Source organism: Pandoraea pulmonicola (genome assembly GCF_000815105.2).
Lineage (GTDB): Bacteria > Pseudomonadota > Gammaproteobacteria > Burkholderiales > Burkholderiaceae > Pandoraea > Pandoraea pulmonicola.
Genome location: NZ_CP010310.2, coordinates 661,176 through 684,518, shown reverse-complemented (window position 1 = coordinate 684,518; position 23,343 = coordinate 661,176). Strand labels below are relative to the sequence as shown.

Genomic DNA, 23,343 nt, shown 5'->3' with positions numbered 1-23,343 from the left:
GGTCAGGCGCGGAACCTCAGAGCCTCAGAGCTTTATGCAGACATTGCGCAACTCGGTGTAGAACTCGAGCGAGTGCACACCGCCTTCGCGTCCGATGCCCGACTGCTTGGCGCCACCGAAAGCCGTACGAAGATCACGCAGGAACCAGGCGTTGATCCAGCACACGCCGACTTCGAGCGCGGCGCCCATGCGATGCGCCCGACTGACGTCGGTCGTCCAGACGGTGGCCGCGAGACCGTACGGCGTCGCGTTCGCCATCTCGATGACCTCTTCCTCCGTATCGAACGGTGCGATGTGGCAGCACGGCCCGAAGATCTCTTCGCGAATGACCGAAGCGGTCTCCGGCAGTCCGGTCCAGATCGTGGGCTGCACCCACGCACCGTCCGTCATGGACGCCGGCATGTCGGGCACGCCGCCGCCGGTCACCACCGTCGCGCCTTCCTCGCGCGCCTTCTCGTAGTAGGACAGCACCTTCTCGCGGTGCATCTGCGAGACGAGCGGACCGAAGTTCGTCCCCGGCGCATACGGATCCCCCAGTTGCAACGATTCCGCGCGCTCCTTGAGCGCCGCCACGAAGCGCTCGAAGATCGGACGCTGCACGTAGACGCGCTCCGTGCCGAGACAGACCTGCCCACTGTTGTCGAAGCTCGAACGCGCGATACCGGCGACAGCCTTGTCGAAGTCCGCATCCGCGAACACGATGCCCGGGTTCTTGCCGCCCAGCTCGAACGACACCGGGCGCACGCCGTTGGCAGCCGCCTTCATGATGGCTTCGCCGGTGCGCGTCTCGCCTGTGAACGTGATGCCGTCCACGCCCGGGTGCTCCGTCAGGAACGCGCCGGCCGAGTCCGGCCCGAAGCCGTGGACCACGTTGTACACGCCAGCCGGCACGCCAACTTCGTTCATCACCTCGCCGAGCAGCGTGGCGGTCGCGGGCGTCTCTTCGGAGGGCTTCACCACCACCGTGTTGCCGAACGCCAGCGCCGGGCCGACCTTCCACGTCATGAGCAGCAGCGGCAGATTCCACGGGCAGACCACCGCGATCACGCCGCGCGGCGTACGCACACCGTAGTTCAGCGCGTTGCCGCCATCCGGCGCCACCATCGCGAACGACTCCGTCGGCACGTTCTTGATCATGTCCGCGAAGACCTTGAAGTTGGCCGCGCCGCGCGGGATGTCGAGATGGCTCGCCAGCCCGTGCGGCTTGCCCGTGTCGGCGATCTCCGCGGCGAGGAAATCGTCGAAACGACGATTGATGCCGTCCGCCACCGCGTGCAGCAGTTCCACGCGCTGCGCGACCGTCATCTTGCCCCACGGGCCTTGCAGGGCGGCGCGGGCGGCGCGCACGGCGGCGTCCACTTCCGCGCGTCCGGCCTCATGCACGTGTCCGATGAGACTGTTGTCCACCGGGTTGCGATTCTCGAACGTGCGGGCGGTCGACACCCACTCGCCGTTGATGAAGTTCTGGAAATGCTTCATGTCTCACTCTCTCGTTCTGTCTGGGTTGTGCTTGACGGCATGTCGCACACGATAAATCCGCACACCGGTCCTCGTCAATATTTTCTCGAGAATTTTTATTTATCTCGATTATTTGGTGATCTTGCGAAAATCGGAACGAGGCTGCTTATAATCTCGGCACGCCGCGCCACACCCATGGAACGCGGCTTCCCGTCATCCCTACCGAACCACCGCATGCACAGTTCCAGTCCGTCTTCCCCCCAGACCGCCGACGCCACACTGGCGCAGAGCGCCTACATGCGCCTGCGCGCCGACATCGTGGAGGGACGGCTCGCGCCGGGGGAGAAACTGCGCGTGGAGCATCTGAAGGATCGCTACGAAGTCGGGGCGGGCACACTGCGCGAGGCGCTTGCACTGCTCGTCGCCGACGCGCTCGTCGTCCAGCATGGGCATCGCGGGTTTCGCGTCACACCGATCTCGCTGGCCGACTTCATCGACATCACGCAGACGCGTGTTCAACTGGAGACGGAAGCCCTGCGCCAGTCCATCGCGCTTGGGGACGACGCCTGGGAAGCCGATCTGACGAGCGCCTTCCACCTGCTCACGCTCGCGGAGGAGCGGTTGGGGAATGCGAGTGAAGGAAATGCGGGGGGACAGGGAAGCGACGGCAGCCAGTTCGCCCAATGGGAGGCGCGCAATCGCGCGTTCCATGAAGTGTTGATCCGGGCGTGCCCGTCGCGCTGGCTGCATCACTTTCTGGCGATCCTGTATCGCCAGTCCGAGCGATACCGTCGCCTGTCGATCACGCATCGACCGGTGCCGCGCGACGTCCACCAGGAACATCAGGCCATCTTCGACGCCTGCCTTGCGCGCGATGCCGATGAGGCCGCCGCACTGCTCGCGGCTCACATCCGCAAGACGCTGGAAGCCGTGCGCGAGTTGCCCGACGCCATCGTCAACGCCGGGACTGTGCCGTAAACGCCAAGACGGTCGTCGCGATCAGCGCGGCAGGCTCTCGCGTACGACCTGCGCAAAGTAACGCGCGCCGAGCGGCAGAATCGCATCGTTGAAATCGTAGCCAGCGTTGTGCAGCGGTGTCGCACCGGGCTCGTCGCCACTGCCGTTGCCAATGAAGGCGAAGTTGCCCGGCACGTGCTGCAGAAAAACGCCGAAGTCCTCCGACGCCATCACCGGCGCCACCTCCGCATCGACCCTCGACGCCCCCACCACGGCTTGCGCCGCGCGCACGGCCAATGCCGTATTCGCGGCATGGTTCACCGTCGGCGCGAACTCGTGCGTGTACTCGAACTCACAGTGCGCGCCGTGCATCGTGCACAGGCCCATGCAGATGTCGCGCATGCGCGTCTCGAGCTGTTGCTGCACTTGCGGCGTGTAGCTGCGTGTGTCGCCCTTGATCACCACGTTCGTCGGAATCGCATTGCGGATGCCGTCAGTGATGAACTCCGTGCACGACACCACCGCCGACATGCCGGGATCGACGCTGCGCGACACGATCGTCTGCAACGCCACCACGATCTGGGCGCCGATCACGAGCGGATCGATGCCCATGTGCGGACGCGCCGCATGCGTGCCCTTGCCACGGATGCGAATGACGAAGTTGTCCTCGCTCGCCATGATGCCGCCCGCGCGCGTGACGATATGCCCCGTCGGAATGCCCGGCATGTTGTGAACGCCATAGATCGCGTCGATCGGAAAGCGCTCCAGCAGACCGTCGGCGATCATTGCGCGGGCGCCACGACCATGCTCTTCGGCCGGCTGGAAGATGAAGCGGACCGTGCCGTTGAAGTCGCGCGACTCGGCGAGCAGTTTCGCCGCGCCCAGCACCATCGACATATGGCCGTCGTGCCCGCATGCGTGCATCTTGCCGGCCACCTGCGACGCGTGCTCCCGCCCCGGCGCGTTCTCGGCGATGAGCAGCGCGTCCATGTCGGCGCGAATGCCGATGGCGCCCTCGCCGTCCCCCACACGCAGGCTCGCGACCACGCCCGTGCCGCCGATACCGCGATGCACCTCCAGCCCGAGACTCTCCAGAATCGTCGCGACCGTCCGCGATGTGCCGACTTCCTCGAAGCCGGTCTCGGGTTGACGATGGAACGCGTGCCGCCATCCGGTCAGCGCCTGGGCGAAATAGATGTCCTGCGTCATACGAGGCTCCCGTGAATAGGTAAGCGTGCTTGCCACGCCTGCTCGCGCACCAGCACCGAGGCCGCCGGCTCGCCGACGAGTTCGGCATACACGGACGGCGCCGTGGCGCCTTCCGTGTTGATCAGCAGCACGTGCGACTGCGCGTTCAGACCGATGGCTTGCGCCATCTCCGGCGACGCCGCCGCCTGCATCAGACCGGCCAGTCCCGCGCCGCCCGATTCGCCGGCCACGAAAGGCACGTCGCGCTCGCTGCCGCGCGCGAGACGCCGCATCGCGGCGACGGCCTGCGCGTCGGTGACCGTCATGAACGCGTCGACCGACGGTTGCAGGAAACGCCATGCCAGCGGCGACGTCTCTCCGCACGCCAGGCCGGCCATCACCGAGTCGACCGATCCCGAGGCGGACGCCGGCTTGCCTGCCATCGCGCTTTGATACAGGCAGTCGGCCTGCGCCGGCTCGACCACCACGAACGCCGGACGCCAGGCGCCCCAGCGCTCCCAGAGATAGCTCACGATGCCGGCTGCCAATCCGCCCACGCCGCCTTGCAGGAAAACATGCGTCACCGGGCAGGCCGAGCCGTCGCCGGGCAGCGCCTCGGCGACCTCCGCCGCGATCGCGCCATACCCTTGCATGACGTCGCGCGGAATCGCTTCGTAACCTTCGTAGGAGGTGTCGGAAACCACATGCCAGCCATGCCGCTCGGCGAGCGCCGCCGCCTCGGCGACCGAGTCGTCGTAGTTGCCCGCGATACGAACGATCTGCGCCCCGTACGCCGCGATCGCCTGCTCGCGTTCTTCGCTCACCTGTGCGTGCAGCACGATCACGCAACGGCAGCCGATGCTCCGCGCCGCCGCCGCGAGCGCGCGGCCATGGTTGCCGTCGGTCGCGCTGATCGCCGTGAAGTCCGGGAGTTCGCCGCGGTGCTCGCCGCCGAACAGCGTCGCGGCCGTGAAGCCACGTCCTTCGTATTCGCGCAACAGCAGGCGCACCAGCGCGATCGGCGCGCCCAGCGCCTTGAAGCTGCCGAGCGGGGAGCGCAGCGCTTCGTCCTTCACCAGTACGCCGCGCACGCCAAGCCCCGCGGCCAGATCGGGCAACGAACGCAACGGCGTGCTGCCCGGGCGCAGTCCGTTCCAGTGCGAGAGCCACGTGCGGCTCTCCTGCGCACGGGCGATGCTCATGACGTCCTGAAGCGACGCGGGATACGGCGCGCGCGTGACGTGGGGATTGACGTACAGCATTGGGGGGCTCCGATAAAGCAAATTGTCCTGCGTCGATGTCGCGCAGAGACTCAGCGCGACACGCCGAGGCGTTGTGCGACGACGTCGAGCAGCACCTCGGCGCCGCGTACGAGCTGGTCGTCGTCGGTATGTTCGCGCGGGTTGTGGCTGATCCCGCCGCGGCTCGGCACGAAGATCATGGCGGCCGGTGCGATGCGCGCGATCATCTGCGCGTCGTGGCCCGCGCCCGACGTCATGCGCTTGTGCGACAGGCCCAGCCGTTTCGCGCTCGCTTCGATGGCATCGGCGAGCGCCGCGTCGAACACCACCGGCGTGAAGCGCGCCAGACGCTCTGTCGTCACACGCACGCCTTCCTCCTGCGCGAGTTTCTCCAGGAATTCGGCGAAGCGCGCTTCACCGGCGGCGAGGCGCTGCTCGTCCGGATCTCGCATGTCGACGGTGAACACCGCCTTGCGCGCGATCACGTTGATGACGCCCGGCTCGACGCGGAACGTACCGACCGTCGCGAGCGTGGTGCCCGACTCGACCGCGATCCGGCGAAGTTCGGCGACGGCCGCGGCAGCGACGTAGCCGGCGTCGTGGCGCAAGCGCGTCGGCGTCGTCCCGGCGTGATTGGCGTTGCCCTGCACGGTGATCTGCTGCCACGAGATCCCTTGCAGATTCTCGACAACGCCGATCTCCAGCCCTTCCGCCTCGAGAATCGGTCCCTGCTCGATGTGCAGTTCGAGATATTCGTGCGGCACAAGCATGCCGGGCGTCATGTCGCCCGCGTAGCCGATGCGCACCAGTTCGTCGCCCAAGCGGGCGCCGTCGGTACCGATGGCGTCGAGCGCCTCCTCAAGCGACAAGCCGCCCGCATGCACGAGCGATCCCATCATGTCCGGATGGAAACGCGCCCCCTCTTCGTTGGTGAACGCAGCCACGGTGATCGGTCGCGACGGCGCGATGCCGGCATCGCGGAACGCGCGCACCACGGCCAGACCGCCGAGCACGCCGTAGCAGCCGTCGAGCGCGCCCGCGTTGATCACGGTGTCGATGTGCGAGCCCATCATGAGCGGTCGCGGCGGCGCGTCACCGGACGAGGCTTCGTGCGCGGCGAGCGTGCCGAAGATGTTGCCGATGCGGTCGATCCGCACGTCGAGATCGAGTTCGCGCATCCAGGCAACGACCTGGTCGCGACCGGCTTTCTCGGCGTCCGTGAGGGCGACGCGCGTGCGACCACCTGCCACGGGATCGGCGCCGATTTCGCCCAGGTCGCGAAGTTGCTGCAGCAGAGCGGGGCCGTTCAGGCGGAGGGCGGCGGAGGCAGTGGCGGAGGTGGAGGCTTTCGAGGCTTGCATGGGTCAGTGGTGTGGTATCGGCAAGGGCGGCAAGGGGTCGCGCGCTTCGGAAAGCTGCGTTGTCTTCGCTGGCAGGCGCCACGAGCATGTGCGCGTCACCGCTAGCGGAGTATCATCGGACAGCCTGAATAATATTCCGACGCGTGCGTACGATTCGCGCGTTTTTGGCGTCCAAACCGAGTTTTTATTGCGCACCATGAGCCTGGACAGTTACGACATCGCCCTGCTCGCGGCGATTCAGCAAGATGCGACGACGCCTCAGCATGCGCTCGGCGCACAGGTGAACCTGTCGTCGGCCGCGGTGAACCGCCGGCTCAGGAAGCTGGCGGAAGAAGGGGTGACGCGCAAGACGGTCGCACTGGTCGACCCGGCGCGCGTCGGCTATCCGCTGACGATCATCACCGAGGTGGAAGTCGAGAACGAACGCCTCGATCTGCTCGACGCCATGAAGCGCAGCTTCCTCGCCTGCCCGCAGGTGCAGCAGTGCTACTACGTGGCCGGGGAATGCGACTTCGTGGTGATCATGGTGGTGCGCGACATGGCGCAGTACACCGAGCTCACCCGCGCGCTCTTCTTCGAGAGCAACAACGTCAAGCGCTTCAAGACCCTTGTGGCGATGAGCAACGTCAAGATCGGGCTGGAGGTGCCGCTGGACGCCGCCGGAACGTAGTCGCCGGGCGGTCTCGCGTCGTCGGGTCACCGCGACGGCGAGATCTCCTCACGCAGCACGTCGAGGAACGCGCGCATCGTGGTCACGCGCCTCTCGCCGATGCGCTGTGCGGCGCGCGTCGTCAGGCCGTCGGCCAGATGCAGGAGCTTGGTTTCGAAGTGATCGAGCGCGAAACGTCGATCGTCGAGCGATCGCTGCGTGGCGAACGGGTCGGCGGGATCGTAGAGACGGGAACCGACGCGGCCGGCCACGTAGAACGTGCGCGCGATACCGATCGCGCCGATGGCGTCGAGCCGGTCGGCGTCGCGCAGGATGTTCGCTTCCGGCGTCTCGGGTGCGATGCCCGCCGAGAAGCTGTGCGCTTCGATGACGTGCGCCGTGGCGGCAACGCGCTCCGTCTGCCAGCCGATCGTCCGCAGAATACCGCAGGCCTTTTGCGCGGAAAGCCGCGACGCCTGCGCGCGGCGCGGATCGGTTTTCTCCACTGGCACGCAGTCGTGCAGCAAGGTGGCGACGGCAAGCATTTCCAGATCGACGCCGGGCTCGTCCGCGGCGATCTCCCTCACGAGGTTCCACACGCGAATCAGATGCGACCCGTCGTGCGAACCGTCGTCGCTGTCCAGCCCGTTCGTGACGCCCGCGGCGTGGAGCACTGCGGCAATCGTGGTGTCGTAGGGCGCGAAGGCGTGAGCGAGCATGGCAATGATGTCGTGTCAGGAGGCGTTCGCAATTTTACCTGCGGACGTCGGTGACCCCGAGGCGCACCCGCTCACATCGTCAAAAAAAGAGGGGACCCGAAGGTCCCCCAAACTGGGTGAACAGTCAAATCGAATGTCTCCCCTCTCTCAAAGACGTTTGGCCTGCCGGATGCTGCGCAGGAAGGCGCGCGTGCGCTCCTGCCGCGGGTCACCGAAGATCTGCTCGGGCGGCCCTTCTTCGCAAACCACGCCGTCGCACAGGAAGCAGACCTTGGACGCGACCTCGCGCGCGAAACCCATCTCGTGCGTGGCGAGCAGCATGGTCATGCCGTCGTGCGCCAGATCGCGCACGATGTTCAGCACTTCGGACACGAGCTCCGGATCGAGCGCGGACGTGATCTCGTCGAGCAGCAGCACCATCGGATCCATCGCCAGCGCACGCACGATCGCCACGCGCTGCTGCTGTCCGCCCGACAGGCGATCGGGGTACTCGGCGGCCTTGTGCGCCAGGCCGAAGCGTTCGAGCAGCGCCATCGCGCGGTCCTCGGCTTCGCGGCGGGGCTGCTTGAGTACGCGAATCGGCGCGAGCGTCACGTTCTCGAGCACGGTCATGTGCGGAAACAGGTTGTAGCCCTGGAAGACGATGCCGATGTCACGGCGCAGCGAATTGACGTCGACGCCCGGGCCCGAGATCCGGTCGCCGTGCACGAGGATCTCGCCGGCGTCGATGGACTCCAACCCGTTGATACAGCGCAGCAGCGTGGACTTGCCCGACCCCGACGGACCGATGAGGCAGACCACCTGATGCTCTTCCACCGTCAGCGCGAGCCCGTTGATGACCGGCACGTCGCCGTACGACTTCACGATGTCGCGAATCTCGATGAATGACATGGTCGTTCGCTCCTTCAGGCCCCGCCCGCACGCATGCGGGCCCGATCGCGTTGCGCCATCCGCTCCACGAAACGCACCTGCGGAATCGAGATGATGATGAACAGCACGGCCACGGTGGTGGCGGCCGACAGGTTGTAGTGATTCGAGGCGATGACCATCGACTGGTTGAAGGCGTCGATCACGCCGACCACGTTCACGAGCGCCGTGTCCTTCTGCAACGCGATGAAGGCGTTGAGCAGCGGCGGGATGATCTGCCGGATGCCTTGCGGCAGCACCACGAAGCGCAGCGTCTGCGCGTACGACAAGCCCAGCGAGCGCGCCGCGGCGACCTGGCTCCAGTGCACGCCCTGGATGCCCGCGCGATAGATTTCCGCCACGTAGGCGCCCACGGTCAGCGTGAGCGCGATCACGACGTACGTGGTGAGCGACAGGTCCTTCAGAATCGGCACGCCCGTGAGCGGCAGACCGAAGCCGACGAGGTAGATGACCAGCACCGCCGGCATGGCGCGAAAGATATCGACGTAGGCCGTCGCGATGAAACGCAGCGGCTTGCCCGCCGGGCCCGGCGCGAACATCGCCAGCGCCACGATCAGCCCCCAGATCAGCACGAAGATTTCCGCAATCACGAAGATCTTCACGTTGACCCAGAACGCTTCGAGCACGAGCGGGAATGTCTTGACGATCAGCGGCAGGAAGAAGAACGTCTTGGCCACCGCGAGATTGTTCGCCAGCACGAACTGCAGCGCGAGCACGACGATGAGCTGTGCGAGCGTGTAGCCGAGCGTGATCCAGCTCTGCACGTCCGCCTCGGAGCGCGCCACGCGCGCGGCGACGATGTCGCGACGCGCGGCGGCACGGCTGAAGGCGCGCCAGCGAGCGAATGCCCTGGCGAGCGGCACGAGCACGACCAGCGAGATCAGCCCGAGCAGCGCGGCGCCCAAGGGCACCCACCAGCCGCCGAGCCGATTCGCCACGAAGCCTTCATGCAAGGCGACGATCGTGTACGCGCTGCCCGCGATGACGACGAGCGCGCCGATCAGCGCGACGAGGAACAGCGTGAAGGGCGACGACGGCATGCCGCCGATGTTCAGCCGCCGCTCGCGTCCCGTCGCGCCGATCGCCGCACCGGCCGCCTTTTGAGAGGATTCGCTCATTGACACGGCGACCTCACGGCGTCAGTACCGGCACTTTGGCGGGGTCTGCACCGAGGCTCGGCACCAGGTACTGCGTGGCGAGGCGATCGAACGTACCGTCCTTCTTCATCTCGGCGATCAGCTTGTTGAACGCGGCCAGGTTCGGCGAATCCTTGTTCACGAGACCACCCCACTGCTCGCTCGTGTCGTAGCGGCCCGCGACTTCGAAGCGGCCTTCGGATTTCTTCGCGATCGACAGCACGTTGGGCGTGTCGTACAGCACGGCGTCCACCTGACCGGCGGCGAGGGCGGCGTACATGGCGGCCGTGTCGACGTAGACCTTCGGATGCTCGACGACCTTCACCTTGTCGGTGAGATACGGCAGGATCGTCGTGCCCTGCTTCACGCCGAGACGCATCTTCTTGATGTTGTCCTTGTCGACCTTCGTCCCCGTCCTGACCAGGACGCCCTGATCGGAACTGAAGTACGGATCGGTGAAGTTCACGACCTTCTTGCGCTCGTCGGTGATGGTGATCTCGCTCAGGGCGATATCGAAGCCCTTCGCCTGGCCGGCGACGACCTGCGCGAACGAGCGGTTCACCACGATCACGCGATCGAGCCCGGCGCGGTATGCCATGTTGGCGGCCATGCAGTATTCGAAGCCGTCCTTGATGGTGTCGGGCGAATCGCCGTTCCACCAGCCCGGCGCGGGCAGCACGGGGCGCACCGACAGCGCGCCCGGCGTGACGGTCTCGAGCTTCACCGAGCCGCGCGTGCCGGTCACTTCGCACTTGCCGTAGTCAGGTGCCGCCACGGCGCTCGCGCAGAGGCCGCCCAGCACGGCCGAAATGAACAGCATGCGCGCGTGCGCCGTTTTGCGGGTTGCGCGTGTCTTGTCTTGCCGGTCGATCAATTTCACGAGGAAGTCTCCTTGCGTCTTCAGGTTTCGTCCAACTACGTAAATACGTAAAGCGGTTGGGATGGTATCCGGTGCGGCACGATCATGGGCACGCCACTTCGCCGCACCGGTACCTTACTGTGAATTGCCGGAGCGCACGCGCGACGTTCCCATGTCGCGGCCCCGGCGTAAATTCAAACTCTCAGGCCGGCAACGCCACCGCCGGTTGGGCGATGCCGCCGTGTGGCTTGCCAGAAGCGACGTCGCCCCAGAGCACCGCATGGTCCTCGGGCAGCGCCCGCGAATTCGGCATCGACAGCCACAGGCGCATGAGCATGCGGTCCTGGCCCGTCGTCACGTCGTCCTTGAATGCCGTGCGGCCGTGATACACAACGTGATTGTTCAACAACTGGATGTCACCCGGTGCGAAGCGCATCTCGAAGCACTGCGCTTCGGCCACGTCCATCAGCATGCGGATCGCTTCGTGTTCGGCCTCGGAGAGCTTGCGCACGCCCGGCAGCATTTGCGCGTTCTCGATGTAGGTGAGCGAGAAGTGACTGGTGAGCTTGCCGTCGCGAACGCCGAAGATCGGCAAATCGTACGCGATGTGCTCGCCGCCCGCCTCTTCGCCGAACCGGCTGCGCGGAATCGGTTTGCACAATAACGCATGCAGGTCCGGACGGCGCGCGAGGATTTCGTTGTACACCGTGGCGCTGCTCGCGAGCTTGCTCACGCCGCCTTCGGAAGCCTGTCGAACACACAGCAGGCCAACCACGTCGCAACGATCGGTGTGAAAGCGCAGTTGTCCCGGCGAGAGCGTGCGGGCGCCCGAAGAGAGGAACGGCTTGCCCGAGCTGTCGACCGTCGCGCCATAGAGCCTGGCGCCGACGCCCATGCCTTCGTCCTTGATCTCGCGCATGACTTCGCCGCGGCAATTCTGGAACATCGGCGTGCCCAGATGCGCGCCCAGCGCGTACCACATGCGACGCAGTTGCTCCACGCTGTAGCGCGTCACATCGAGGCCGCGGATCTTGACCATGCCGGAACCGTTTTCCAGTTCTTCGCGCACGTCGTCGAAGAAGGCGGCAGCGTCGGGCAGCGGGAAGTTATGACGGTTGACGTTGCGCCAATCGATATCCTTCGTTGCCTCCAGGGCGGCGTCGATCTGTTCGAGCACGATGGCCGGGAACGTTTTGACCCAACGATCGTGATCGACCATTTCGGTCCCTCGCCAAACACACGCGCCTTGCAGACTCTGCGACTCGGCCATGAAATTCCTCCTGATAGATGTGATGAGTCGTACGCCTTACGTTGTGTCTACGTGTAAAGACGTCACACCCATCCTTTGAAGTCCGACAATCGGGAGCGGCGTCCAATCAGGGAAAGTCCGTGCCTCGGAAACAACAGGCTCGCGAAGCATGTTTGCGCAACGGCATGACGGCTCGCAACGCCTTGCCCAGCGGGGCAGACGAGGCGAATCGCGGGTCTGAAATCCCGCGCGGGACGACCCTACCCCCCGGGGACGTGGACTCCCGGTCGACTCGACTATACGCGAACAAAATTGTCCACGTATATCATTTGTTATTTTCGTATACGATTTTGAAGGAACGAATTCTCGATCGGTGGGCGCCGCAGGTCGACTCCCGCCCTATCCTATCTATTCCACCCTCAACCCGTGCCGCAAGCGCCCTGCGCGTTTGTAGGCCTTGACCACAGTGCTGACATCGCAGGACAGCACGCCCTCCAGCGCCCCGATGCGCTCGGTCGATACCGTCCACAGATCATGGATGTCCCGGCACAGCACATGCCAGAACAACTGGGTGTGACCACTGGTGCCGAACAGGCAGCGCGTGTGCTTGTCCTGCGCCAGTTCCATTGCGATGCACTCGGCCAGACCGGGGCGGGTCTGCACCGACAGGATGGCCTCGACACCGTAGCCGACGAGCGAGGGCTCGAGCTCGACGCGGAAGGTCAGCACATGGCGCTCGACCAGGCCGCCGATCAGTCTCTGCACCTTGGGCTCGCTCACGCCGCAGGCCTCCGCCAGCACGCCCAGGCTGGCTCGCCCATCGGAGGCCAGCACCGCCAGCAACCGCGCCTCGTCGGCATTGAGCACGTAGCGACCGTCGCCCGGCGACACCGGTTCCGCCGGCACCGAGCCGTCAATTCGCCAGCGGCTCGCGCGCCGGAACGAACGCAGCACGATGCGTGACTCCACCTGCCGCAGCCCCGGCACCTGCGGCAGCAACCGCACCACCAAGTCCGACAACTGGTCCTGATGCTGCGCATTGATCTCGGCGAACAGATCCGACGCCCCGGTCGTCGCCAGTACCACCTGGGTCTGCGGCAGCCCCGCCAGATGGCTGGCGACCTGCTGCTCCTTGCCGTTTTCCACCTGCAGCCAAGCGTGCAGCACCGGGCCGCTGCCGCCCGCCACCGGGTCCAGTTCGCCGATCACCTTGGCGTAACCGCCCTCCATCAGCCGCTGCAACCGGCGCGACAGCGTGCGCTCCGGCACGTCGCAGGCGGAACTCAGATCGCGCCAGGTCCCGCGTGGGTTGACCTGCAGCGCAGCCAGGCAGGCCAGATCGGTGGCGTCGATCTCGATATGTCCTTCTTCCGCCAAAGACCGCACACTATTGTCCATATTCAATGTAATATTCAATACAAATGTCTATATTCAACATATTTTGGCATTTCGAAGGCAAAATTCAACAACCAAACAGAGACAAGGGCCCTTCCCATGACCCAAGCAACCTCCACGGCCCGCCCGGTGCGAGCCGAGGTATCCAATGCACGCAAGATCGCCGCGGGCAGCATAGGCAACGCCGTGGAATGGTTCGACTGGACCATCTACGCGTCTTTCGCGGTGTTCTTCTCCGGGCAGTTCTTCCCCAAGACCGACGAGACGGCCTCGCTGCTGGCAACCTTCGCCATTTTCGCCGTTGGCTTCTTCATGCGCCCCGTCGGCGGCTGGGCACTGGGCATCTTCTCGGACCGCTACGGTCGCAAGGCCGCTCTGGCCGCCACTATTCTAATGATGGCCGGCGGCTCGCTGATCATCGGCGTCACCCCCACCTATGAACACATCGGCCTGGCCGCGCCAGTGCTACTGGTGATCGCGCGACTGATCCAAGGCCTGTCGCTGGGCGGCGAGTACGCGTCGGCCTCGACCTTCCTTGCCGAGATGGCGCCCAACCACCGCCGCGGTTTCTTTTCCAGTTTCGCCTTCTTCAGTTCGGCGGGCGGCATCCTCATCGCCTCGGCGATCGGCTGGGCGCTCACCACCCATCTCTCGCCCGAGCAGATGAAGGAGTTCGGCTGGCGCATTCCCTTCCTGCTGGGCGCGCTGGGCGGCGTGGCCGGCATGTGGCTGCGCACCTCCATCCCCGAAACCGAGGCCTCGGCCGAACAGCTCAAGCAGCAGCCCGTCAAGCAGCCGCTGCGCACGCTGCTGCGCGAGTACCCGCGCGAGACGCTACGCATCATCGGCTTCTCCGTGCTGACAACTTTCGCCTTCTACCTGTTTGTCGCCTATGTGCCGACCTATGCGATCCGCGCGTTGCACGCCGACTCCAGAATCGCCTTCGGCGCCAACACCATCGCGATGATCGTGTTCATGCTGCTGCATCCGCTGCTCGGCGCGCTCTCCGACCGCATTGGCCGCAAGCCGCAACTGATCGTATTCGCCGGTGGCTATCTGCTGTTCTTCTACCCGGTCATCACCACCATGCAGCCGACCTTCGCCTCCATCCTGGCGGTGGAGTTGTTCGGCCTGGTGTTGTACGCACTCTATACGTCGATAGCGCCCGCCATCATGTCTGAACAGTTCCCGACCCGCGTGCGCGCGGTCGGTATTGGCGCCCCGTACAACTTCATGGTGGCTCTGCTGGGCGGCACGACGCCCTATTTGCTGACCTGGCTGCAGAGCATCGGCCAGGAACGCTGGTTCTTCTACTACGTGCTGGCAGGCGCGGTCATCACGCTGCTCACTTTCATCCGCATGCCGGAGACCAATGGTCGGCCGCTGAAATAACTCAGCGCCAGCCTTCCGCCCGCGCCCCGCTTCGCCGGGGCGACGGGATCCGATTTCATGCCAATTTCCATGCGCGAATTCCCCGCTCCCCTTCATTTCCAAAGCGCGCTGTCCATCGCCCGCCAGATCGCCAGCGGACAGACCAGTTCGCGTGAAGTCACCCAGCATTTCCTGGATCGCATCGCTCGCGCCCACGCACTCAATGCCTTCACGGAGGTCTTCACCGAACAGGCACTGGCGCAGGCCGACGCCGCCGACGCCGCCCTGCGCCCTGGCGGCGCCGGCCCGGCCAGCTCGCTGCACGGCGTGCCGGTGGCGCTCAAAGACAGCATCGAAGTCGCCGGCAGCACCGCCTCGGCCGGCTCGCTCAGTCGATTGGCCATCACGAGCGACATCACGGCCACCGTCGTGCAGCGCATGTGCGCCGCCGGCATGGTCGTCCTGGGCAAGACCCACATGACCGAGTTCGCCTTTGGCCTGGCCGGACAGAATCCCACGCGCGGCACACCGTGGAACCCGTGGGACGCCGCACGGCATCGCGCGCCGGGTGGCTCGTCGTCCGGCTGCGGCACCACCGTCGCAGCCGGTCTGGCACCCATTGCCGTCGGCGGCGACACTGGCGGCTCAGTGCGCGCACCAGCCGCACTCAATCACCTGGTTGGTTTCAAGCCCTCCAGCGGAGTGATCAGCGGTGCGGGCGTCGTGCCGCTCGCACCAACACTGGACGTGCTCGGCCCCATCGCGCACAGCGTCGCCGACGCGCATGCGCTCACCGCCATCCTGGCCGGCCCCGACGCCGCCGACGCGCTGACGCAGCAGGTACCCGCCGCCATCAGCGAGGACCTGCGCGACGCGCTGCCCACCATCACACCGCATGCGCTTCCTGAGTTGCATGTGCTGGACCCGCGCGCCTTTCCCGCCAAGCTGTCGGACGGCGCGCAGCGCGTCTGGGACGAGGGGCTCGCCCGCCTGACCGTGGCGGGGTGGGCGCTGCGGCCCTGGATGCCGCCTGCGGAACTGGACATCGGCGAGCTCTCCGAAGCGAACTCGGTAATCCTCGGCTACGAGGGTTTTCAACTGTATGGTCATCTGGCCGAAGACGCCACGCAGCCGCTGTGGGAGGTGGTACGCCAGCGTATCCTGGCCGGCGGCAGGATCCCCCTCACCAAGTACGAACAGGCCGTTACACGCCGCGCGTTGGCAGCCCGCGCCTTCGCCGAAGCCATCGGCCCCGGAGGTGCGCTGCTGATACCGGCGACCGGTCACGGCGCCCTGCCGCTGGACCCGGCCGACAGCGCCCACGCCAGCATCGGTAGCTTCTGCCGCGCGGGCAACTTTCTGGGCACGCCCGCCATCGCGCTGCCGGCCGGCTTCGACGACAGCGGCATGCCCGTCGGCGTGCAGTTGATGGCGCCGCCACTGGCTGACCGTCAGTTGTTGGCCATCGCAGCCGCGCTGGCCCCGGCGCTGCGGGCCCCAGGGCCGGTCACTCCCGATCTGACGCACTGGGGGTTGTAGAGGGCATGAGGTCAATGAACGAGCTGGCGGCGACGGCAGCAACGCGTTGATTCTCATGACCCTGTGGTCGCACCGACTGTGACGCTCTACGTCGGCGTCGTGTAGGTGGCGTTGCGTGTACGAGGTGATGCCGGGAGCGAAACATGCGACCGCTCAGGTGCGCATGACGGTGCGAACGGCCTCCGCGCTTGCGGTGCTCAGGCGGAGGTTCTGCCGTTCAGACGGAAATACGCCATCACTTCGCGCTGGGTTTGCTCGAGGTGCTTGCGCAACAACCGCACGGCGTTTTTGGTGTCGCCCGCCGCGCAGGCTTGATGGATGGCGACGTGCTCGTCGTAGGAGCGTTGATGGTCGTTGACTGCCAGCAGATGCGTGCGAAGGAAGCGCCCCATGCGCTCTTGCGCGGCCTGTGCGGTCGCGACGAGACGCGGACGGTCGGCGGGCGCGTAGAGCGTCTGATGGAAGGCGAGGTTCAGTTCGCTCCAGGATTGCGGCGTGTCGGCCTTTTCGTAACGCTTGAGCAGATGTTCGGCGAGCGCGAGGTCGCTGGGCGCCATGTTCGGCACGGCAAGTTCCAACGCCCGGCATTCGAGCGCGATGCGCAGGTCGAGCATCTCAACGCAGTCGCTTGCCGTAAGCGGCGTGACGAACGCGCCAGCGTTCCGCTTGAGCGTGACCCATCCCTCCGATTGCAGACGCATGAGCGCTTCGCGCACCGGAATCTTGCTGACGCCGATCTTTGCCGCGATATCGTCCTGTCGAATGGGCGCGCCTTCCAGCAATTCGCCGGCCAGAATCTGCCGACGAATTTCTTCGTAGGCGCGCTCGACGGTGGAGAGGGAAGAAACGTCGCTCATGGTCACGGGAGTCTGTGGGGCGGGGCGAAGTGGATGACGCGGGGATTATACAGTTCCCTGGATTCGTATACTTTTTTGACGAATACAAAAAAACCCGCGACCGGTTAAGGTTGCGGGCTCTTGTTTGCTGCGCGGCAAAGTCGCGTCAGAACGGGATATCGTCGTCCATGTCGTCGAAGCCGCCGGACTGCTTGGCCGGGGCCTGCTGGCGACCACCACCACCGCCGCCGCCACCACCACCGCGCGAATAGCCGCCACCGCCGCCTTCGTCACCGCCGCCGCGCGAATAACCGCCGCCACCGCCGCCTTCACCGCCACCGCTGCGGCCGCCAAGCATCTGCATCTGGTCAGCCACGATTTCTGTGCTGTAACGGTCCGTGCCATCCTGCGCCTGGTACTTGCGCGTGCGGATGCGGCCTTCGATATACACCGACGAACCCTTCTTCAGGTACTCGTTGACGATCTCGGCAAGACGACCGAAGAACGACACGCGGTGCCACTCCGTCATCTCCTTGAACTCGCCGCTCTGCTTGTCCTTGTAACGGTCGGTCGTCGCCAGACGAATGTTCGCGACCGCATCGCCGCTCGGCATGTAGCGGACTTCGGGATCGGCGCCGAGATTGCCGACCAAAATGACTTTGTTGACTGATGCCATGAATCTTTCTCCGGTATTGCTGAAATCCGATCAGGATTGACGAGGCGCAGGCGTCCTCATCGGTGCGGCGATTATAAGCCACACGAAAGCGCCCGCTGCACAGGCCATGAAGATTGCGTTTTGACCGTAGTGGGTCATCAGATAACCCCCTAGTGCGCCGCCGCAGAAAAGCCCCAATGCCTGCGTCGTATTGTAGACACCCACGGCCGCGCCCTTGCGCTGCCCCGGCGCCAGTTTCGACACCAGCGACGGTTGCGACGCCTCCAGCACGTTGAAGCCCAGGAAGTACACGAAAAGCACCACGGCGATCACGCCGACCGTCGGCGGCAACCCGCCTAACGCCACCTGCGCCACGGCCACCAGCGCAATTGCCGAGAGCAGCACCGCCTTCATTTTTCCACGCTTTTCGGCAGCGATGATGGCCGGCACCATCGCCACGAACGACAGCCCCATCACCGGCAGATAGACTTCCCAGTGCTGCGCGACCGGCAAGCCCGCCGCGACCAGCATGCGCGGCATTGCCACGAACAATGCCGTCTGCGTCGCGTGCAGCACGAATACGCCGAAATTCAAACGCAGCAACTCCGGGTTGTGCAGCACCTCGGAGAACGGCGCCGGACCGGCCGGCGGATGCGCGGGCGGCGCAGGCACGACCCACAACACCACGAAAATCGCCAGCACCGCCAGGACGCCGATCGCGGAAAACAAACCGCTCATGCCCAGCCAGTGATACAGGAACGGCGCGCACACGATCGCCACGGCAAACGACACGCCGATGCTGCCGCCGATCATCGCCATCGCCTTGGTACGGTTGGCGTCGCTCGTCAGATCGGCCACGCAGGCCATCACCGCCGACGAGATCGCGCCGGCGCCCTGAATCGCCCGGCCGACGATGATCCACGTCAGATCGTGCGCCATGGCGGCAATGAGCGAACCGAGCGCGAACACGACCAGCCCGAAGACGATCACCGGCTTGCGCCCCAGCCGGTCGGACGCCCAGCCGTAAGGAATGTAGAGCAGCGACTGCGTCAAACCGTAAATGCCGATGGCCAGCCCAACGAGAAACGTGTCGTTGCCGCCCGGAATCGTCTGCGCGAACACCGAGAACACCGGCATGATCAGGAACAGTCCGAGCATGCGAAGCGCAAAAATCCCCGCGAGCGACGCGCTGGCGCGCACTTCTAGCGGGGTCATGCGGCCACCTCGGCCGCGCGTCGTGGCAGGGGAAGCGGAAGTCACGGAATCGATAGACATTACGTCCTGAGGGATGGAAATAGCAGGAAAAACCGCTTGCTGTCTCGGAATCGTCTGAATTGCGGCCCCGAGGCCCGGCGCTCCCGCCGCCGAAGGCGCGAAGGACAGGCATCAGCCTCTGGAAATCGGGCGATTCGCCCCCATCTGTGCCGCGTGCCGGCGTACCGCTCGGGAGGGCCCGTCAGACGGTTCAGCCCCGGCAATCAAACTTAGGTATATTAGCAGGTTTAGCCGCCCGGATTTCTCCCCCAGCGGCCTGCCCGACCGCTCCCGCCGCCTGCCGCGTCGACGCCCGGCCAACGCCGTGCCGACGCGGTTCGACGTTCCGGGAAACTCGAGCTCTTGGGGGCCGGAACCCGCCCCGCGACGATTCGCCGCGCGGATTCCTCGGCGACGACCCGGAACCGTCAATGGAAACCATTCGTATACGTGGGGCCCGTACCCACAACCTCAAGAACGTCAATCTGGACCTGCCGCGCCACCAGCTCGTGGTGATCACCGGCCTGTCCGGCTCCGGCAAGTCGTCGCTGGCGTTCGACACGCTTTACGCGGAAGGCCAGCGACGCTACGTCGAGAGCCTGTCGGCGTATGCGCGTCAGTTCCTGCAGTTGATGGAGAAACCCGACGTCGACCTCATCGAAGGTCTCTCGCCCGCCATCTCCATCGAGCAGAAGGCCACGTCGCACAATCCCCGCTCCACGGTCGGCACCGTCACGGAAATCCACGACTATCTGCGTCTGCTCTACGCGCGCGTGGGCACCCCGTACTGCCCGGACCACGGCTTGCCGCTCGAGTCGCAAAGCGTCTCGCAAATGGTCGACGCCGTGCTCGCGCTGCCCGAAGACACCAAACTGATGATCCTCGCGCCGGTGGTCGTGGACCGCAAGGGCGAGCACGCCGATCTCTTCGAATCGATGCAGGCGCAGGGCTTCGTGCGCTTTCGCATCCGCTCGGGCGGCGGCGCGGCCAACGAGGGCACTGCGCGCGTGTATGACATCGACGCGCTGCCCAAGCTCAAGAAGACCGAGAAACACTCCATCGACGTGGTGATCGACCGCGTGAAGGTGCGCCCGGATCTGAAGCAGCGTCTCGCGGAATCGTTCGAGACGGCCCTGCGTCTGGCCGACGGCCGCGCCATGGCGCTCGAAATGGACACCGACAAGGAGCACGTCTTCAGTTCGAAGTTCGCGTGCCCGGTGTGCTCGTACTCGCTGCAGGAACTCGAGCCGCGCCTGTTCTCGTTCAACAACCCGATGGGTGCCTGCCCGACTTGCGACGGCCTCGGCCAGATGACGTTCTTCGATCCGAAGCGCGTGGTCGCCTTCCCGGCACTGTCGCTCGCGTCCGGCGCGATCAAGGGCTGGGACCGCCGCAATCAGTTTTACTTCCAGATGCTGCAAAGCCTCGCGGCGTTCTACGACTTCGATGTAGACACGCCCTTCGAGGAGTTGCCCGAAGCCACGCAGAAGATCGTGCTGTACGGCTCGGGCGAGCAGGAAATCCCGTTCACGTACGTCAACGAGAAGGGGCGCACGTCGGTGCGCTCGCACGCCTTCGAAGGCATCATCCCCAACCTGGAACGCCGCTATCGCGAAACCGATTCGGTGGCTGTGCGCGAAGAGCTCGCCAAGTACCAGAACAATCGCGCCTGCCCCGACTGCGAGGGCAGTCGCCTGCGTCGCGAAGCGCGCTTCGTCAAGGTGGGCGAAGGCGCGCAGGCGCGGGCGATCTACGAGATCGGCAACCTGCCGCTGCGCGAAGCGCTCGGCTACTTCCACGAGCTGATGTTGCACGGCGCCAAGCGCGAGATCGCGGACAAGATCGTCAAGGAGATCGTCGCGCGGCTCTCGTTCCTGAACAACGTCGGTCTCGACTATCTTTCGCTGGAGCGCAGCGCCGATACGCTCTCGGGCGGCGAAGCGCAGCGCATTCGCCTGGCCTCGCAGATCGGCTCCGGGCTGACGGGCGTAATGTACGTGCTCGACGAGCCGTCCATCGGTCTGCACCAGCGCGACAACGATCGGCTGATCGGCACGCTCAAGCATCTGCGCGATCTCGGCAACTCGGTGATCGTGGTCGAGCACGACGAGGACATGATTCTCGCGAGCGACTACGTCGTCGACATGGGTCTCGGCGCGGGCGTGCACGGCGGCACGGTGATCGCGCAAGGCAGCCCCGAGCAGATCGAACACGCGCCGGAGTCGCTGACCGGGCAGTACCTGTCGGGGGCACGCCGCATCGAAGTCCCGGCCGAGCGCCATGCGCCGGGCGAGGATTACCTACGCATCGTCGACGCGACGGGCAACAACCTCAAGCACGTCAATCTCGATCTGCCGGTCGGTCTGCTCACCTGCGTGACCGGTGTATCCGGCTCGGGCAAGTCCACGCTGATCAACGACACGCTGTATCACGCGGTGGCGCGCCACCTGTACGGCTCGTCGGCGGAGCCCGCGCCGTACGAACAGATCGACGGGCTGGAACATTTCGACAAGGTCATCAACGTCGACCAGTCGCCCATCGGCCGCACGCCGCGCTCGAATCCGGCCACCTATACAGGCGTTTTCACACCGATCCGCGAGCTCTTCGCCGGTGTGCCGGCGGCCAAGGAGCGCGGCTACGATCCGGGCCGCTTCTCATTCAACGTGAAGGGCGGACGCTGCGAAGCATGCCAGGGCGACGGCGTGATCAAGGTCGAGATGCACTTCCTGCCCGACGTCTACGTGCCTTGCGACGTCTGCCACGGCAAGCGCTACAACCGCGAAACGCTCGAAGTGCAGTACAAGGGGCGCAACATCTCCGAAGTGCTCGACATGACGGTCGAGCAGGCGCACGAGTTCTTCAAGCCGGTGCCGGTGGTCGCGCGCAAGCTCAGGACGCTGCTCGACGTGGGGCTGGGCTACATCCGACTCGGCCAGTCCGCGACAACGCTCTCGGGCGGCGAAGCGCAGCGCGTGAAGCTCTCGCTGGAGCTCTCCAAGCGCGACACGGGCCGCACGCTGTATATCCTTGACGAACCGACCACGGGGCTGCATTTTCACGATATCGAGCTGCTGCTCACGGTGATTCACCGGCTGCGCGATCAGGGCAATACCGTGGTCATCATCGAGCACAACCTGGACGTGATCAAAACGGCGGATTGGGTGATCGATCTCGGGCCGGAAGGCGGCGCCGGTGGCGGGCAGATCATCGCGCAGGGCTCGCCGGAACAGGTCGCCGCCAACAAGGCGAGCTTTACCGGCAAGTACCTCGCGCCACTGCTCGCGCGTGGCAAGTAAGCTCGAGACAGGGCCGCAGCACAACCCGGAACGCGCACCGAACAAGCGCGGAACGGACACCAAACAGGCAACGTAACGCCGTACGTCCGGCGCAGGCGGTGTGCAACGCACATGCCGCACGCCGGGCGGAGTCTTCTTTCAAGGACGTCATTGCATGGAACCGCGCTCTGGCTGGAATCCGAATCGGGAGTTCTGGATCGAACTGGCGAGCTACGTCTTCGCGGCCGTGGCTCTCTGGCTGATTCTCAGCGTGCATCTGCTCTCCGCCGTGCTCTCGGGCATGGTCGTCTATCAGCTCGTCCACGTCCTCGGGCCGCGTCTGCAACTGCGCATCTCGAGCGAGCGGGCGCGGCTGGTCGCCGTGGCGCTGCTCTCGGCGGTGATCGTTGCGCTGATGACCGCGCTCATCTTCGGCATTCTCACCTTCTTTCGCAGCGACGCGGGGCATCTCGAACATATCAACGGCCGCATGATGGACGTGATCGAGCAGGCCCGCACGCAACTGCCGGCGTGGCTCACGGCACGACTGCCGGCGGACAGCGACGATATCCATCAGGGCGTCACGGAATACCTGAAGGATCACACCCAGGAGATGTCGCTCGTGGGCAAGGAAGCGCTGAACGCCATGGTCCACATCATCGTGGGACTGGTGCTCGGTGCGCTGGTCGCGCTCTCGTCGGTGCGGCCGGTCCAACACATGCGTCCGCTCGCCGCCGCGCTCAGGCGCCGCGTGACGCTGTTCGGCGACGCGTTCCGTCGCATCGTCTTTGCGCAAGTGAAGATCTCGGCGATCAACACGCTCTTCACCGGGATCTTCCTGCTCGCGGTGCTGCCGATGTTCGGCGTTCATCTGCCGCTTCGCAAGACGATGATCGTGGTGACGTTCGTCGTCGGCCTGCTGCCGGTCATCGGCAACCTGATCTCGAATACGTTCATCGTGGTGCTCGGACTGTCGGTATCGCTATACGTGGCCATCACCGCGCTCACATTCCTGATCGTCATCCACAAGCTCGAGTATTTCCTGAACGCGCGCATCGTCGGCACGCAGATTCAGTCGCGCGCCTGGGAATTGCTGCTCGCCATGATCCTGATGGAAGCCGCGTTCGGCTTGCCCGGACTCGTCGCCGCCCCCATCTATTACGGTTACATCAAGAGCGAACTGGCCGAAAAACAACTCGTCTGACGGCAACGGCGCGGCGTCGCCAGCGCTGCCGCGTTGCCTATTTGCTACGGCGCCCGCGCCCATCCTCGTT

Annotated in this window: 19 protein-coding genes; 6 read left to right on the top strand and 13 right to left on the bottom strand. The window is 65.4% G+C overall.

All coding sequences use genetic code 11. The features are described 5' to 3' along the window. Positions 1-24: 24 nt before the first annotated feature. On the bottom strand, positions 25-1,479 hold the full coding sequence (locus RO07_RS03070) for a 2-hydroxymuconic semialdehyde dehydrogenase (RefSeq protein ID WP_039407963.1): 1,455 nt from the start codon (positions 1,477-1,479) through the stop codon (positions 25-27). 213 nt (positions 1,480-1,692) lie between these two features. Here RO07_RS03070 and RO07_RS03065 point away from each other — a divergent pair, with 213 nt between their 5' ends. Further along, positions 1,693-2,436, top strand: coding sequence for a GntR family transcriptional regulator (locus tag RO07_RS03065; protein WP_039407961.1), 744 nt, complete (start codon positions 1,693-1,695; stop codon positions 2,434-2,436). A 21-nt stretch (positions 2,437-2,457) separates the two neighbouring features. Here the strand turns inward: RO07_RS03065 and RO07_RS03060 are convergent, their stop codons facing one another. The 3 genes from RO07_RS03060 to RO07_RS03050 are packed head-to-tail and all read right to left on the bottom strand — an operon-like array spanning position 2,458 to position 6,205. Then, on the bottom strand, positions 2,458-3,624 hold the full coding sequence (locus tag RO07_RS03060; RefSeq protein ID WP_052266978.1) for a M20 aminoacylase family protein: 1,167 nt from the start codon (positions 3,622-3,624) through the stop codon (positions 2,458-2,460). Further along, positions 3,621-4,865 carry a diaminopropionate ammonia-lyase gene (locus RO07_RS03055; RefSeq protein ID WP_039407959.1) on the bottom strand — a complete coding sequence of 415 codons (1,245 nt, stop codon included), beginning with the start codon at positions 4,863-4,865 and terminating at the stop codon, positions 3,621-3,623. Before RO07_RS03055 ends, RO07_RS03060 begins: the two co-directional genes overlap by 4 nt. Before the next feature lie 50 nt (positions 4,866-4,915). After that, positions 4,916-6,205 (bottom strand): Zn-dependent hydrolase, encoded by a 1,290-nt coding sequence (locus RO07_RS03050; RefSeq protein ID WP_039407956.1) that lies wholly within the window; start codon positions 6,203-6,205, stop codon positions 4,916-4,918. Between the two features lie 196 nt (positions 6,206-6,401). Here RO07_RS03050 and RO07_RS03045 point away from each other — a divergent pair, with 196 nt between their 5' ends. After that, the gene (locus RO07_RS03045; protein ID WP_039407953.1) at positions 6,402-6,875 is read left to right on the top strand and encodes an Lrp/AsnC family transcriptional regulator; all 474 of its coding nucleotides are present in this window, start codon (positions 6,402-6,404) and stop codon (positions 6,873-6,875) included. A 26-nt stretch (positions 6,876-6,901) separates the two neighbouring features. On the opposite strand, the gene RO07_RS03040 is transcribed toward RO07_RS03045, so the two are convergent. The 6 genes from RO07_RS03040 to RO07_RS03015 all read right to left on the bottom strand — a co-directional run bounded on the left by RO07_RS03040 (position 6,902) and on the right by RO07_RS03015 (position 13,142). Then, positions 6,902-7,573, bottom strand: a complete 672-nt coding sequence (locus RO07_RS03040; protein WP_039407950.1) for an HD domain-containing protein — start codon at positions 7,571-7,573, stop codon at positions 6,902-6,904. Positions 7,574-7,720: 147 nt separating this feature from the next. Beyond that, positions 7,721-8,464: an amino acid ABC transporter ATP-binding protein gene (locus RO07_RS03035; RefSeq protein WP_039407946.1), complete on the bottom strand. Its 744-nt coding sequence runs from the start codon at positions 8,462-8,464 to the stop codon at positions 7,721-7,723. Between the two features lie 14 nt (positions 8,465-8,478). Further along, complete coding sequence (locus RO07_RS03030; protein ID WP_039407942.1) at positions 8,479-9,618, bottom strand: amino acid ABC transporter permease; 1,140 nt, start codon at positions 9,616-9,618, stop codon at positions 8,479-8,481. 13 nt (positions 9,619-9,631) lie between these two features. Next, entirely contained in the window at positions 9,632-10,516 is an 885-nt protein-coding gene (locus RO07_RS03025) for an ABC transporter substrate-binding protein (protein WP_237171364.1), read from the bottom strand. A gap of 181 nt (positions 10,517-10,697) precedes the next feature. Then, complete coding sequence (locus RO07_RS03020) at positions 10,698-11,765, bottom strand: TauD/TfdA family dioxygenase (RefSeq protein WP_039407939.1); 1,068 nt, start codon at positions 11,763-11,765, stop codon at positions 10,698-10,700. Positions 11,766-12,152: 387 nt separating this feature from the next. Continuing rightward, positions 12,153-13,142 carry an Lrp/AsnC family transcriptional regulator gene (locus tag RO07_RS03015; RefSeq protein WP_052266977.1) on the bottom strand — a complete coding sequence of 330 codons (990 nt, stop codon included), beginning with the start codon at positions 13,140-13,142 and terminating at the stop codon, positions 12,153-12,155. A 96-nt stretch (positions 13,143-13,238) separates the two neighbouring features. Here RO07_RS03015 and RO07_RS03010 point away from each other — a divergent pair, with 96 nt between their 5' ends. Further along, positions 13,239-14,531, top strand: a complete 1,293-nt coding sequence (locus RO07_RS03010; RefSeq protein ID WP_052266976.1) for an MFS transporter — start codon at positions 13,239-13,241, stop codon at positions 14,529-14,531. A gap of 57 nt (positions 14,532-14,588) precedes the next feature. Next, the gene (locus RO07_RS03005) at positions 14,589-16,049 is read left to right on the top strand and encodes an amidase (RefSeq protein ID WP_237171363.1); all 1,461 of its coding nucleotides are present in this window, start codon (positions 14,589-14,591) and stop codon (positions 16,047-16,049) included. Positions 16,050-16,246: 197 nt separating this feature from the next. Here RO07_RS03005 and RO07_RS03000 read toward each other — a convergent pair whose 3' ends face one another. The 3 genes from RO07_RS03000 to RO07_RS02990 all read right to left on the bottom strand — a co-directional run bounded on the left by RO07_RS03000 (position 16,247) and on the right by RO07_RS02990 (position 18,755). After that, complete coding sequence (locus RO07_RS03000) at positions 16,247-16,906, bottom strand: GntR family transcriptional regulator (RefSeq protein WP_039414080.1); 660 nt, start codon at positions 16,904-16,906, stop codon at positions 16,247-16,249. Positions 16,907-17,051: 145 nt separating this feature from the next. Next, positions 17,052-17,561, bottom strand: coding sequence for a single-stranded DNA-binding protein (locus RO07_RS02995; protein WP_039407932.1), 510 nt, complete (start codon positions 17,559-17,561; stop codon positions 17,052-17,054). Between the two features lie 30 nt (positions 17,562-17,591). Continuing rightward, positions 17,592-18,755 (bottom strand): MFS transporter, encoded by a 1,164-nt coding sequence (locus tag RO07_RS02990; protein ID WP_052266975.1) that lies wholly within the window; start codon positions 18,753-18,755, stop codon positions 17,592-17,594. A 470-nt stretch (positions 18,756-19,225) separates the two neighbouring features. On the opposite strand from RO07_RS02990, the gene uvrA reads away from it, so the two are divergent. Both uvrA and RO07_RS02980 read left to right on the top strand, forming a co-directional pair. Continuing rightward, positions 19,226-22,090, top strand: coding sequence for an excinuclease ABC subunit UvrA (uvrA, locus tag RO07_RS02985; protein WP_039407925.1), 2,865 nt, complete (start codon positions 19,226-19,228; stop codon positions 22,088-22,090). A 154-nt stretch (positions 22,091-22,244) separates the two neighbouring features. Further along, a complete protein-coding gene (locus tag RO07_RS02980; protein ID WP_039407922.1) occupies positions 22,245-23,273 on the top strand; it encodes an AI-2E family transporter in 1,029 nt (342 codons plus the stop codon). Positions 23,274-23,343 lie beyond the last annotated feature (70 nt).